Source organism: Oryzomonas rubra (genome assembly GCF_008369015.1).
GTDB classification, from domain to species: domain Bacteria; phylum Desulfobacterota; class Desulfuromonadia; order Geobacterales; family Pseudopelobacteraceae; genus Oryzomonas; species Oryzomonas japonica.
The window spans coordinates 210,251-223,288 of the sequence record NZ_SRSD01000007.1 but is presented as its reverse complement, the minus strand read 5'-3'; the positions used below and the strand labels follow the sequence as shown (position 1 = coordinate 223,288).

Below are 13,038 nucleotides of genomic sequence, written 5' to 3'. Positions count from 1 at the left end.
GTTATTCCTCTTTACACGGAATCAACAAAAGTTCCCGGTCTTATTTCTGTACCAGCAGGAAACCACACCGTAAAAACCGAGCCGCTACCTTCCAGGCTGCTGACCTCGATCCTTCCACCGTGGTTCTCAACTATTTTGCGACATTGATACAGGCCAATGCCAAGCCCCTGCTTCTTGGTTGTCTTAAATGGCTTGAACAATTTTGTGCGCATATAATGATCCGACATCCCGCACCCCTGATCGGCAATCCGGATAAAGGCCGCTCCCCCATTATTGCCTATCTCGGCATGTATCGGCTGTTCCGGATCTGACGCTTCCACAGCGTTAATAAGCAGATTCATGACGACCTTCTGAACTTCTTCGCCATCTGCTGTAACCATTTCGGTGGTTCCCGACACCGTGATTTTTTCGCCCGCCACCATGTGAGCGGTCCTGTCAACCAACTCCATAAGATCGACAGTCTGCAGGTTCAACAGGCTTTTGTCTCCCAGGTTCTTCAACCTGCCGATCAAAATCCGCATTTTTTCTGCCGTATTGTTCAATGATGTCAGCATATCCTTCTGAAAATCAGGGTTTTGCATGTACTTGGTCGCATTGTCGACGATAAGCGAAAGGGTTGCCACAAGGTTTTTCAGATCATGCACAACGAATGTGGCAACATTGCCGATAGCCTCCATCTCGCGCGCCTGCGCGATCTCGTCAGAAAGTCGCTGATGCAGTATGGCTTGGGAAGCCTGACGGGCAATGGTTTTCATCAAATCGTAGTCTTCGTAAATATATTCTTCATTTTCTTTGATTACCCGGCCCAAGGTGATGAACCCAATGAGTCGCTCAACGTCGAAGAGCGGTATGATAAAGGAAATGCAATTTCGCTCTAAAAAAGGATATTTTCCACCGTCACCATCCAGATTGCCATCCTTCACATTGATAACCCAGCCACGATTTTTCATGAACCCAACAAGTGAACTATCCGGGCTGATAACTCCGGGAATAGGATCCATTTCATAATATGCCGTTGCGCAGTATCCTGACGGTTCTTCTTCGTAAAGAAACAGGGCGCCCCCCCCGATCCCGAAGATGTCGCAGTAGGCTGCAAGTATCCGCTGTAGGAGTTCTTCGCCCGACCTGGAGGTGGAAAGCTGTTCGGTAAAGCGGAGCCACTGGGTCCTGTAGTCATATTTGTTCTGGTAAAAATTTTTGTGCAGTACGACTTTGACCTCCCGCTTGACCCTCTCGGAGAGAAGCAGGATCAGGAGGGCTATCCCGGCCAGAAATGCGAGGGTGATGGACATCGTGCGAGGGAAAGTGCCCCCCAAATATTTCATCCCTTCACCCAAAATGCCGAGCGCGACCAGATAGACCCCCACGGCACACAGGACAACGGATTTGAAGGCGACCTGTCGGGAAACCTGGATGCGGACATTACCACGACGGCACACGAGCGAATAGGCCATCAGTGCCGCAGCAGCCAAATACATGAGGGAGCGTAGCGGCAGGTAATTCATATTCAGTGATCGGTAAAGCAAAGCCTGGCTGAAATAGAATATCTGCACAGCCAGTATGGTGCCAAGCCCAATGAGTTCAAACTTGACCCTCCAGAGGGCATTGGGAGAGGCATTGGTGAGTGTGGTTTCAAAATTGACAAGTGCAACCACCAAACAGGTCATCACGCCGATATAAAAGAAAAAACCGGCATTGCCAAGAAAGAGAAGTCGTTCGCCCGGGAAATCAGGGGCGTAAAAAAATGCATTCAGGGGGTACATTTGGAATAGTGCCGAGAACAGAAATGCAGCAGCGATGGCCACCTTGGCCATGAGGCCGGTCTTCCGGGGACCAGGCTGACGGGCAAACGTGAGACTGCATAGGATCCAGAATAGGGGCAGGAGGGATTCGGCCATCAATGCACACTTTTTCCAGAAAAAGGCATCTGCCGGTACGGCAAGTGACAGCATGTCGAACAGTTCCAGCAGGGCGGTGGCGGTCAGAGCGGCAAAGAGAAACAGGCCGGCGCGGGAGCGGTCACTATAAAGAGCATACCCTCCGCCGGCCAGCAATGTAATGATTGCTGCTATGGAAATGATTACATCACTCATATGAACCATGTCTGTCCCATATCAAGGTCACCGGGATCACAGGGAGGGGGCAGCAGCCGTGTGCCGCCCTCCCCCCAACAATCATTCTACAGTCTCCAGACTCTAATTCCTGCTGCCGTCATTGTCCGGTGATCATACATTCCCTTTACATCGATGAGCACCGGGTTCTCGCCCATGAGCCGGCACAAGTCCCCTGCCGACCATTGCCGGTACTGTTTGTGGGCCACTGCCGCCACAACTGCGACGGCCGGCTTGAGATCTTCCGGGGCTGTCAACTGGAGGGCGTACTCATGGGTCGCTTCACCGGCATCGGCAAGTGGATCGCAGACCTGGATGCTGACCCCGTAATCCTGTAGTTCTCTGATGATGTCGATCACCTTGGAGTTGCGCAGGTCCGGGCAATCCTCTTTGAATGTGAGCCCTAAAACAGTTACCACGCTCCCCAAAACACTGTGGCCGGCGTGGATAATCTCTTTCACCGCCCGTTGGGCGATGAATTTCCCCATGCCATCGTTGATCCTGCGTCCCGACAGGATTACCTGGGGAATATAACCGATCTTTTCCGCCATGTGGGTCAGGTAGTATGGATCGACGCCGATACAGTGCCCGCCAACCAGTCCCGGCCTGAACTTCAAAAAGTTCCATTTGGTTCCGGCCGCCTCCAGGACATCGCTGGTGTCTATCCCCATGCGGTCGAAGATGAGCGCCAGTTCGTTCATCAAAGCTATATTAAGATCGCGCTGGGTATTTTCGATGACCTTGGCCGCTTCCGCAACCTTGATGGAGGTGGCCCGGTGAACCCCCGCCGTCACAACCGATCCGTACACATTTGCGACAGTCTCAAGCGTATCGGCATCCTGCCCTGAGACGATCTTCTTTATCTTCGTGAACGTGTGTTCCTTGTCTCCCGGATTGATGCGCTCGGGGCTGTAGCCCACAGTGAAATCAACCCCGCAGCGAAGTCCCGAAGCCCGCTCCAGAACCGGCACGCACTCATCCTCGGTCACGCCGGGATACACCGTCGATTCATAAACAACGATGTCGCCGCGCTTCAGCGCCTTTCCAACCGTTTCCGAAGCCTTGTAAAGCAGCGTGATATCCGGCTGGTTGGCGTCATCCACCGGCGTTGGCACGGCAACAATATGAAAATCTGCCGTGGCGAGATCCCCAATGGCATCGGTAAAGAGAATATCTGCCGTCTGCAGATCGTCGCGCGGAATTTCGCCGGTCCGGTCATAGCCCTGCCGGAGCTCCCGAATGCGGACCGGATTGATGTCGAAACCAACAGTCTTCCGTACCTTGCCGAAGGCCACCGCCACCGGCAGTCCAACGTAACCGAGGCCCACAACGGAAATGATGCGATCGCGTGTCATTTTTTTCGACATCCTTTTCTGAAAAGTAGAATAGCTCTTTGGGTTAAACCATAACCAAAGCCTGCCACCGAAAAGGCATCGGCATATTTTCCCCAAACGTCGAGAAAGATTGCACTGTCGGTTGGCATGTTGAAATTCCCTGAAATAATAACAGGATGAGATATCATGTCAACAATCCGCTGCACCTGATCACGGGGCTGCCCTTTTACACGCTTGTAGGCTTTCCCCGGACCGAGACGGACGCCCATAAATGAACCAAATATAATGAAGGCTCCCATGGAAAGCGGAATCAGGGAACGACCGTGGCTATACGTAGCCAGCGGCAGTAGTACTACGAGAGGAATGACAGCAAGCCAGCGTGGACGGTATAATACAGAACTCTTCGTTAATTTCAACAGATAGGATTCACAGAACAGTTGCCAAACGATGGAAAAATGATACTATTGAAACATATTATCTTTAAATTCACTTAATTAAGCGCTTAATCAATCAACTCTTTCCCTTTTTAAGTTATGAAAGAAGGGGTGGAAACATAAAAAGGTTCCAACATGAACGGCAAGAACCTATAGTCCCCGAAATGTGATTTACATACTGATCTCCGAGACCATAAGCGAGGTCCCTCAATGATCTGGAAAGCAAATCAACGGCAGAAACCGGACAACAACATAATCAAGAATATTCCTTTCTTCTCAGGGCTTTCCACAGCAGAGATCAGCCTGATCGAAAGCCTTATTGTCAAGAAACACTATGCGAAAAACCAGATAGTGCTTCTTGAAGAAGACACAGCAAATTATATGTATTTTGTTTATTCCGGCAAGGTGCGGGTCGTCAAGATCAATGAAGAGGGCAAAGAGCAGATCATCAGCATCCACAAGAAGAACGACTTTTTCGGCGAAATGGCCCTACTCGACGGCAAGACATCTCCAGCCACCGTTATTGCCTACGAAGATGCGGACATCGGGCTTCTTTCCAAATCAGACTTTGAGCGTTTCGTTCTCAATAACGATGCAACCCGCCACAGGATAATAGGTCTGCTGTGCGACCGGCTCCGCGATTCCTGGGCGATGATCAAGATATTGAGTTTCGACAATGCCGAACACAGGGTGCTGGCGGTGCTTGAAAGATTGCAGGATTTGTACGGGGTTATGGACGACAGGGGGACCATCATCAATGCAAAACTGACGCACCAGCAGATTGCCAGTTATGCGTCAGTCGCACGGGAGACGGTAACGAGGATTTTGAATAAGTTGGAAAAAGATTCGATCATTCAAACTTTAGAGAACAAATCAATATTATTGACAAAAACCTTTCGCATTAAGACAATGGCAGCAAATTAATATCTAAATTAATTATAATAATATATTTATTGAGACATTTAGCTTTTTTGCGATCAAACATCCTATTACTGAACCGTTTCTGAAACGGTTGTTGCCCCAGTAATGGACAATGAGACGCCCGATCCGTTTTTTATCTCTGTAACAGTTGAAGTGATTTGGGTGGCGTCAAATCCTGGAACAGCTTGGAATTGCACACTCATAATATTACCATCACTTATAGCATTGGAACTGACAACACCTAATGTCAATTTTTTATTTACGCTGTCATAATGTGCGTCAGCGATACCTGAAGAAGTTAACGCAGTAATATAAGAAGAATTTACAGGACCACTTGAATCAATATATCCTGTAAAGTCGTAACCTGATGCTTTAGTAAAATCTAATACTACTTTAATAGAATAGGCATTTGCTGGAATTCCGCTGATACTTGTTGTTAAAGTTGACTGTTGAGTAATCGTGACTGAAGCAATCAGACTGTTTGATATATTACCCGATGCATCCTTTGCCCAGGCGTAGGCGGTCTTGCTGCCAGCGGCAGTGAAAGTGAACGAGGTCGGGGCGGTGCTGCTCCACCCGGAAGCGCTGGCAGCAGGTGGAGTTGCACTCTCGGTGATCGTGTACCCGGCTACTCCGACATTATCGGTTGCCGTAAAACTTAAAACCGATACTGTCAGAGAGGTAGCTGAAGAAGGCATCGAAAAACCGGTAACCGTGGGAGCTGTTGTATCGGTTGTCCCGCCGCTTCCCCCGCCACTCCCCCCACCGCCACACCCCGAAATAACCATTATCGGAATTGTCATCAAAACAGACATTATTTTAAATACCCGCATAACGAATCTCCCTCATTCCCATAAAATTGAAGGTGACTTAATTCAAAGTCACCTTCAAAGAGCTATTATAAAGTTTTACAAGAAACTTCAGTTTTTACAAGATGGTTTTTCCAACTATCTTTGACATGATGACGACTACGTCACCGGTGTCAATCTTGCCATCAGGAACTGACTGGCCGTTGATCACAGGAGCAACGTCCAGGCTCGATATTTGGGTAGAGGTCGGTGTGACATTTCCCACGGCTATTTTAAGTGCCAATAAAGCGTCACTGACGGTAAAGGTTTTTGTCGTGGTCGGCAGAGTGATCGTAACGCTGGCGCTCTTGGCGGCCGAGACGTTGCCCGCGGCGTCCTTGGCCCAGGCGTAGGCGGTTTTGCTGCCGGCGGCCGAGAAGGTGAACGAGGTCGGAGCCGTACTGCTCCACCCGCTGGCGCTGGCCGACGGCGCGGTCGAGCTTTCCGTTACCAGATAGCCGGTCACCGCTACGTTGTCGCTGGCCGTAAAGGAAGATATGGCGACCGCCAACGAAGTGGCTGTCGTGGGGATACTGAAGGCTGAAACGGTCGGGGCGGTCGTATCCGGCAGGGTGATGGTCACGCTGCCGTTCTTGGCTGCCGAGACGTTGCCCGCCGCGTCCTTGGCCCAGGCATAGGCGGTTTTGCTGCCGGCAGCCGAGAAGGTGAACGAGGTCGGAGCCGTACTGCTCCACCCGCTGGCGCTGGCCGACGGCGCGGTCGAGCTTTCCGTTACCAGATAGCCGGCCACGCCAACGTTGTCGCTGGCCGTGAAGGAGGAGATCGCTACCGTCAACGAGGTGGCCGTCGCAGGTATACTGAAGGATGAAACCGTCGGGGCGGTCGTATCGGCAACCACGTTATTGACCGTTACGGAAACGTTCGATGATTGTCCGATGTTGCCGCTGGCATCATAAGCCTTGGCGGAAAGGGTATAGCTGCCGTTGGCAATGGAGGTGGTATTCCAACTGTAGCTGTACGGGGCGGTATTGGCGGCATACAGCAGGGCACCATTCTCATAAAATTCAACCCTGCTCACTCCCACGTTATCACTGGCAGTGGCAGCGATGGTTACTGTCCCGCTCACCACGGCACCCGCGGCCGGTGACGTCACCGATACCGTCGGGGCCGTCGTGTCGCTGCCCGCAACCGTTACCGAGACAACACCGGATTGCCCCACGTTGCCGGCGGCATCATAGGCCTTGGCCTGTAGCGTGTAGCTGCCGGGGGCAAGCCCCGCAGTATTCCAGGAATACACGTAGGGGGTCGCGGTGTCCGTGGCCTTAAGAACACCGTTCACGTAGAACTCCACCTTCGTTACCCCAACGTTATCGCTGGCGCTGGCATTGACCGAAACCGTGCCGCTTACCGTCGTACTTGCGGTCGGAGAGCTGAGGGACACGGTCGGAGGGGTCAATTCCGGGACAGTGGCGATATTCGAGTAGGAGCTTTCGACACCGGAGGCGTTATAGGCGGCCACGGCAAAGTAGTAGGCATGGGCTGGGTCCAGTCCTGTAATGGTGGCGGTGGTCAGGCTCTGGACATCGAGAGGGGCCGCGCCCTGGGTGGCACCGGTTCCCTGAAAGGGCTGGGTGGCGGAATCCGCCTGGTAATAGACCTTGTAGCCGGTAACGCTCGGATCCGTATCGGCATCCCACTGGAGAACTATACTGGAGGCAAAACAGGTAGCATGGACCGCTACGAGAAAAACCATCGTGAGCAGATTGACCAAAAGCAATCGTGACCCATCAATCCGGTTATTTCCTGTGTTCTTCCGTGTAGCAGTTCTCATTTTTTCTCCTGTTTTTGCCAATAAAAAAGCCGGGGCCAATATACCTTTTGGTATTTCGGCGACCCGGCTGTCTCGATGAGACCCTGTAGGCTTTCCGTCCCATCCTTGCGGATGGTTTAGTATTATCGTGTACCCTTCTTTATGTAGTCCCTTTATCGCAGAACGTCACAAATAAGTATGTGATTGGGGTCACAAAAACAAGGCGTTTACTCCGTGGGCACAGAACATTTCCCGTGCCCACATATCCACCTTTTAAACCATTTCTATTTCGTCACGGTTATAGACTGTGAGCCAGAATTATTGGCTGCGTCATAAGCCTTGACCAGAATCACATGGGATCCTCTGGAATACGAGGAGGTATTCCAGGTCCAATTTATGGTGCTGCTGCTCGATGTCACTTTCAGCACGTTGTCTATGTAAAGCTGCATATTGGTAACCGCTACGTTATCTGAAGCAGAAGCCTTTATTGTTACCTTTGATCCTACCTTTGACCCGCTGACGGGTGAGCTGATGGTTACCGTCGGCGGCGTGGTATCGGGCAGAGTGATGGCGACGCTGCTACTCTTGGCGGCCGAGACGTTGCCCGCGGCATCCATGGCCCAAGCGTAGGCGGTCGTGCTGCCCGCGGCCGAGAAGGTGAACGAGGTCGGCGCGCTGGCACTCCAGCCGGTGGCTGAGGCCGAAGGTGCTGTGGCGCTTTCGGTTACCAGGTACCCGGTCACGCCAACGTTGTCGCTGGCCGTGAAGGAGGAGATCGCTACCGTCAACGAGGTGGCCGTCGCAGGCATCGTGAAGGTGCCGACCGTCGGCGCGGTGGTATCGGGCAGGGTGATGGTGACACTGCTGCTCTTGGCGGCCGAGACGTTGCCCGCGACATCCATGGCCCAAGCGTAGGCGGTCTTGCTGCCCGCGGCCGAGAAGGTGAACGAGGTGGGGGCGTTGGCACTCCAGCCGGTGGCTGAGGCCGAAGGTGCAGTGGCGCTTTCGGTGACCAGATACCCGGTCACGCCCACGTTGTCGCTGGCCGTGAAGGAGGAAATCGCTACCGTCAACGAGGTGGCCGTCGTCGGCATCGTGAAGGTGCCGACCGTCGGCGGTGTGGTATCGGGCAGGGTGATGGCGACGCTGCTGCTCTTGGCGGCCGAGACGTTGCCGGCGGCATCCTTGGCCCAAGCGTAGGCGGTCTTGCTGCCCGCGGCCGAGAAGGTGAACGAGGTCGGCGCGCTGGCACTCCAGCCGGTGGCTGAGGCCGAAGGTGCAGTGGCGCTTTCGGTGACCAGATACCCGGTCACGCCCACGTTGTCGCTGGCCGTGAAGGAAGCGATCGCTACCGTCTGGGAGGTGGCCGTGGCCGGCATCGTGAAGGTGCCGACCGTCGGCGCGGTGGTATCGGACGATAGAGTATAGGTTACGACAAGTTGTGGCCTTTGGGTTGCGTCAACCGCTTCGCTGGAAGCAAATGTGCGGCTACTGTCCGAGGTGGCCAGGCTTGATGAATTCAGCAGCAGCCCCATGTTGTTGCCCGGATTGGCAACCCAGTCTTTGACAATGCTTGTCACATTCCAGCTCTTATAACCATTCGTTTGATCGATAAGAGGGGCATCAGCCGCAGGAGCGATATCGGACTGCGCCAAGGGGACACCGCCGTAAGGCACACTGCTGGCTGTCCAGGGGTTCGTACCGTCATAGGTGTATCCGGTGCTTTTGGCGATGACTGGTTGTTTATTAATTATCTCAGATACCGGTATTTGGTACGACGTATCTCCGCCGCTGCTAATCAAATTAAGATTGAGTGTGGCGCTCTGGATCTGGGCATTGGCCGGCAAGGCGGAGACATCCCACTTCATCAGGATGGCATTGGCTGGGGTATTTGCCGGCCATGTGTAGGTATTCAGCGCCACGTTTGCGGCGTTGACATCAGTGTTGATATTGAGAAACGTGTCCTCGACGGTATTGGGATAATTGGAACCGCTTGCATTACCGAAAACAGCGGTAAGGGTGCCGGCAGACGACGTTGCCGCATTGTTCACCGTAACAAGTATGTTGGCGGACTGGCCGACGTTACCGGCGGCGTCGTAGGCCTTGGCTGAGAGAGAGTAGGAGCCGTTGGCGACGGAGGCTGTGTTCCAGCTGAAACTGTAAGGTGCCGCACTGCTGCTGGATTGCAGTACATTGTTGGCGTAGAACTCCACCTTGCTTACGCCTACGTTGTCAGAGGCGCTGGCAGTGACTGATACCGTACCGCCAACGGTAACACCGGCGGCAGGCGCTGTTATTGAAACGGTCGGGGCGGTCGTATCCGGCAGGGTGATGGTCACGCTGCCGTTCTTGGCTGCCGAGACGTTGCCCGCCGCGTCCTTGGCCCAGGCATAGGCGGTTTTGCTGCCGGCAGCCGAGAAGGTGAACGAGGTCGGAGCCGTACTGCTCCACCCGCTGGCGCTGGCCGACGGCGCGGTCGAGCTTTCCGTTACCAGATAGCCGGCCACGCCAACGTTGTCGCTGGCCGTGAAGGAGGAGATCGCTACCGTCAACGAGGTGGCCGTCGCAGGTATACTGAAGGATGAAACCGTCGGGGCGGTCGTATCGGCAACCACGTTATTGACCGTTACGGAAACGTTCGATGATTGTCCGATGTTGCCGCTGGCATCATAAGCCTTGGCGGAAAGGGTATAGCTGCCGTTGGCAATGGAGGTGGTATTCCAACTGTAGCTGTACGGGGCGGTATTGGCGGCATACAGCAGGGCGCCATTCTCATAAAATTCAACACTGCTCACTCCCACATTATCACTGGCAGTGGCAGCGATGGTTACTGTCCCGCTCACTACGGCACCCGTGGCCGGTGACGTCACCGATACCGTCGGGGCCGTCGTGTCGCTGCCCGCAACCGTTACCGAGACAACACCGGATTGTCCCACGTTGCCGGCGGCATCATAGGCCTTGGCCTGCAGCGTGTAGTTGCCGGAGGCAAGCCCCGCGGTATTCCAGGAATACACATAGGGGGTCGCGGTGTCCGTGGCCTTAAGAACACCGTTCACGTAGAACTCCACCTTCGTTACCCCAACGTTATCGCTGGCGCTGGCATTGACCGAAACCGTGCCGCTTACCGTCGTACTTGTGATCGGAGAGCTGAGGGACACGGTCGGGGGGGTCAATTCGGGGATACTGGCGATATTCGAGTAAGAGCTTTCAACACCGGAGGCGTTATAGGCGGCCACGGCAAAGTAGTAGGCATGGGCTGGGTCCAGTCCTGTAATGGTGGCGGTGGTCAGGCTCTGGACATCGAGAGGGGCCGCACCCTGGGTGGCACCGGTACCCTGAAAGGGTTGGGTGGCGGAATCAGCCTGGTAATAGACCTTGTAGCCGGTAACGTTTGGATCCGTATCGGCATCCCACTGGAGAACTATACTGGAGGCAAAACAGGTAGCATGGGTCGCTACGAGTAAAACCATCGTGAGTAGATTGACCAAAAACAATCGGGACTCACCAATCCAGCCATTTCCTGTGTTCTTCCGTGTAGCAGTTCTCATTTTACGTTCTCCTGTTCTTGCCAATAAAAAAGCCGGGGCCAATATACCTTTTGGTATTTCGGCGACCCGGCTGTCTCAATGAGACCCTGTAGGCTTTCCGTCCCATCCTCGCGGATGGTTTAGTATTATCGTGTACCCTTCTTTATGTAGTTCCTTTATCGCAGAAAGCCCCAAGTAAAGGTGTGACCGGTCTCACAAAATCAAGGAAGTCTTCGGCGGATGTGTGACCGGGCTCACAAAAGAGATGAATAACATGTGGATTGGGAGAACAAGATTTGTTGCAAGGAGAGATTTTACGGCTCGCGGGGGAGCAGTCACGCAGTTATCTGACCCCGGCTGAGGTCCACTTCAAAGGAGTGCTTGAACAAACAAAGAGTAAAGAAGAGATGCGGGACAAAAACGATCCATTTCCCTATTTTAATGACCTGCACCATGAACTTCCCCCCCGTTTCATAGCACCAGCTATTTAACAGACAGGGGAACCCAAAACCAGAAAAAAACCACGCTGTGATTTCCCACAAACCGGCTGTCGTTACTTTCCCCCAAAAGAAAAGCCGGGTCCCGTATACCTGATGGTATATCGGCGACCCGGCTGTCTCTGGGAGACCTTGTAGGCTTTCCGACCCATTCTCGTGAATGGTTGAGTATTATCGTGTACCGCTAAAATTATATTAGTTTTGCACCTTTATACTCAAAACGGAGAAAGTGGCCAATGTTCTTCTGATCAGTTTTTGAAGGATCATTTGGCACTTTTGAGCCATACAATAGCTGTCAAAGTCTGAAGGCTTGCCAGCAATCTGTCAGTAAAAAAGCCAGTTCTCTAGGGCGTTACACTATTAACCTTAAGGTTCTGCACCGGTGTAACGGTGACACCGCCGCCACTTCCGAAAGTTATCTGTTTTCCAGGACTTGCGACATTATTAGCATCCACTACAAATAGATATGCCGTTGAGCCATTTGCAAATGAGCCTTGGTTAACTTGTATCTGCAATTGACTATCGTTCCATGTTGTTTGAGGAATTTGTATCTCACAGTGACTACTTGCAGCTTTAGTGGACGAATCACAAATTTCAACTCTCGCCCAGGTGGTATCAATATATACCTCCCCCCAATAAACACCACCGGTTACGGCCTGATCAACATCCCACCCGATACCATCTACATACCCAAGGTTGGCACTCATTCCACCAGAAGAAGTAAGTGTGACGTATCCGCCCCCGACAAGCCCTGTAGTGAATGCTGGAGTAGTGCTATCCACTATGGTCTCCATGCGCCCCCATGTGCTCTGTGCAGGCCAACTAGGCCAAAAATGAACATTTCCAGCCCCTGCGTTTGTTGTCCCGGATATATAGCTAGAGGTGTTCACATCATAAACGTAACACCCTACATTTGTTGTCCAAGATGCCTCATATATCCCTGGCCACGCTGAACTACTATTCATCCTCATGAATTTGTTGCTGGCAGTAACTGTAGAATCAGAATAATTTTTATATAACCAATAAGTTACATATGTATGGTTGCTATCGACATGGGTTGCCGAAGGGTATCCTAATGTCATTCCTGATGCATTAGAAGTTGCCCCACTACCTGCCTTGCCTGATAAGTAATTAGCAGTCCTGGGTCCTCTAAGCGGTGCAGATTTATTTATGGTCACCGGATTACCATGAGTAATGCCATTGTTAGAGAGCCAAGGGTAGCTGGGCCCAGCTGGAACAGTAGCCCCATTTGATAGACCACTATAGGAAGATTGATTATCAACAGTATCCCAAAAATAAGGCGCTACAGGGGATTTGGTTCCGAATGAGGTGCCGTTGACCGTCACTGATTGCCTATCGACCACGGTGCCGGCGACCGAAGTTATAGATGGGGTAGCAAAAACTGCAAACGGCACCATCACAACAAAAAAGATTGCAAGTTGTGTGATTTTTATTAAAATATTTTGTTTCATAATAAGGTTTCTCCTTCTTAAGCATCTATTTATTAACGAGTTAATTAAATTGTTTTGCCCTTTCTAACGTTCTTTTGCAAAAGCAAATTTCCCCTTAGTGAAAGACTTTTGAAGAAACTTCTT

Annotated in this window: 8 protein-coding genes and 2 riboswitches; of the genes, 1 reads left to right on the top strand and 7 read right to left on the bottom strand. The window is 52.2% G+C overall.

The genetic code is table 11. The features are described 5' to 3' along the window. Positions 1-11: 11 nt before the first annotated feature. From prsK to ET418_RS12730, 3 genes are all read right to left on the bottom strand, one after another. Positions 12-2,093, bottom strand: coding sequence for an XrtA/PEP-CTERM system histidine kinase PrsK (gene prsK / locus ET418_RS12740; RefSeq protein ID WP_188055523.1), 2,082 nt, complete (start codon positions 2,091-2,093; stop codon positions 12-14). Positions 2,094-2,179: 86 nt separating this feature from the next. Next, positions 2,180-3,466 carry a nucleotide sugar dehydrogenase gene (locus ET418_RS12735; RefSeq protein ID WP_149308054.1) on the bottom strand — a complete coding sequence of 429 codons (1,287 nt, stop codon included), beginning with the start codon at positions 3,464-3,466 and terminating at the stop codon, positions 2,180-2,182. After that, complete coding sequence (locus tag ET418_RS12730; RefSeq protein WP_149308052.1) at positions 3,463-3,861, bottom strand: hypothetical protein; 399 nt, start codon at positions 3,859-3,861, stop codon at positions 3,463-3,465. The genes ET418_RS12735 and ET418_RS12730 overlap by 4 nt, the downstream gene beginning before the upstream one ends. 228 nt (positions 3,862-4,089) lie before the next feature. On the opposite strand from ET418_RS12730, the gene ET418_RS12725 reads away from it, so the two are divergent. Next, complete coding sequence (locus ET418_RS12725) at positions 4,090-4,803, top strand: Crp/Fnr family transcriptional regulator (RefSeq protein WP_149308050.1); 714 nt, start codon at positions 4,090-4,092, stop codon at positions 4,801-4,803. Positions 4,804-4,868: 65 nt separating this feature from the next. On the opposite strand, the gene ET418_RS12720 is transcribed toward ET418_RS12725, so the two are convergent. The 4 genes from ET418_RS12720 to ET418_RS12705 form a co-directional block, all read right to left on the bottom strand. Then, entirely contained in the window at positions 4,869-5,633 is a 765-nt protein-coding gene (locus tag ET418_RS12720) for a hypothetical protein (RefSeq protein WP_149308048.1), read from the bottom strand. 94 nt (positions 5,634-5,727) lie between these two features. Next, positions 5,728-7,440, bottom strand: coding sequence for an Ig-like domain-containing protein (locus ET418_RS12715; protein WP_246153055.1), 1,713 nt, complete (start codon positions 7,438-7,440; stop codon positions 5,728-5,730). A 54-nt stretch (positions 7,441-7,494) separates the two neighbouring features. Continuing rightward, positions 7,495-7,571: riboswitch (cyclic di-GMP riboswitch) on the bottom strand. A 132-nt stretch (positions 7,572-7,703) separates the two neighbouring features. Further along, a complete protein-coding gene (locus tag ET418_RS12710) occupies positions 7,704-10,967 on the bottom strand; it encodes an Ig-like domain-containing protein (RefSeq protein WP_149308046.1) in 3,264 nt (1,087 codons plus the stop codon). A gap of 57 nt (positions 10,968-11,024) precedes the next feature. After that, positions 11,025-11,101, bottom strand: a riboswitch (cyclic di-GMP riboswitch). A gap of 686 nt (positions 11,102-11,787) precedes the next feature. Further along, positions 11,788-12,915, bottom strand: a complete 1,128-nt coding sequence (locus ET418_RS12705; protein WP_149308044.1) for a hypothetical protein — start codon at positions 12,913-12,915, stop codon at positions 11,788-11,790. Positions 12,916-13,038: the final 123 nt, after the last annotated feature.

Bases quoted from the DNA above. Each gene is read 5' to 3' on its own strand.
- ET418_RS12705 (WP_149308044.1), bottom strand. From the start codon at position 12,915: ATGAAACAAAATATTTTAATAAAAATCACACAACTTGCAATCTTTTTT.
- ET418_RS12725 (WP_149308050.1), top strand. From the start codon at position 4,090: ATGATCTGGAAAGCAAATCAACGGCAGAAACCGGACAACAACATAATC.
- ET418_RS12715 (WP_246153055.1), bottom strand. From the start codon at position 7,440: ATGAGAACTGCTACACGGAAGAACACAGGAAATAACCGGATTGATGGG.
- ET418_RS12720 (WP_149308048.1), bottom strand. From the start codon at position 5,633: ATGCGGGTATTTAAAATAATGTCTGTTTTGATGACAATTCCGATAATG.
- prsK (WP_188055523.1), bottom strand. From the start codon at position 2,093: ATGAGTGATGTAATCATTTCCATAGCAGCAATCATTACATTGCTGGCC.
- ET418_RS12735 (WP_149308054.1), bottom strand. From the start codon at position 3,466: ATGACACGCGATCGCATCATTTCCGTTGTGGGCCTCGGTTACGTTGGA.
- ET418_RS12710 (WP_149308046.1), bottom strand. From the start codon at position 10,967: ATGAGAACTGCTACACGGAAGAACACAGGAAATGGCTGGATTGGTGAG.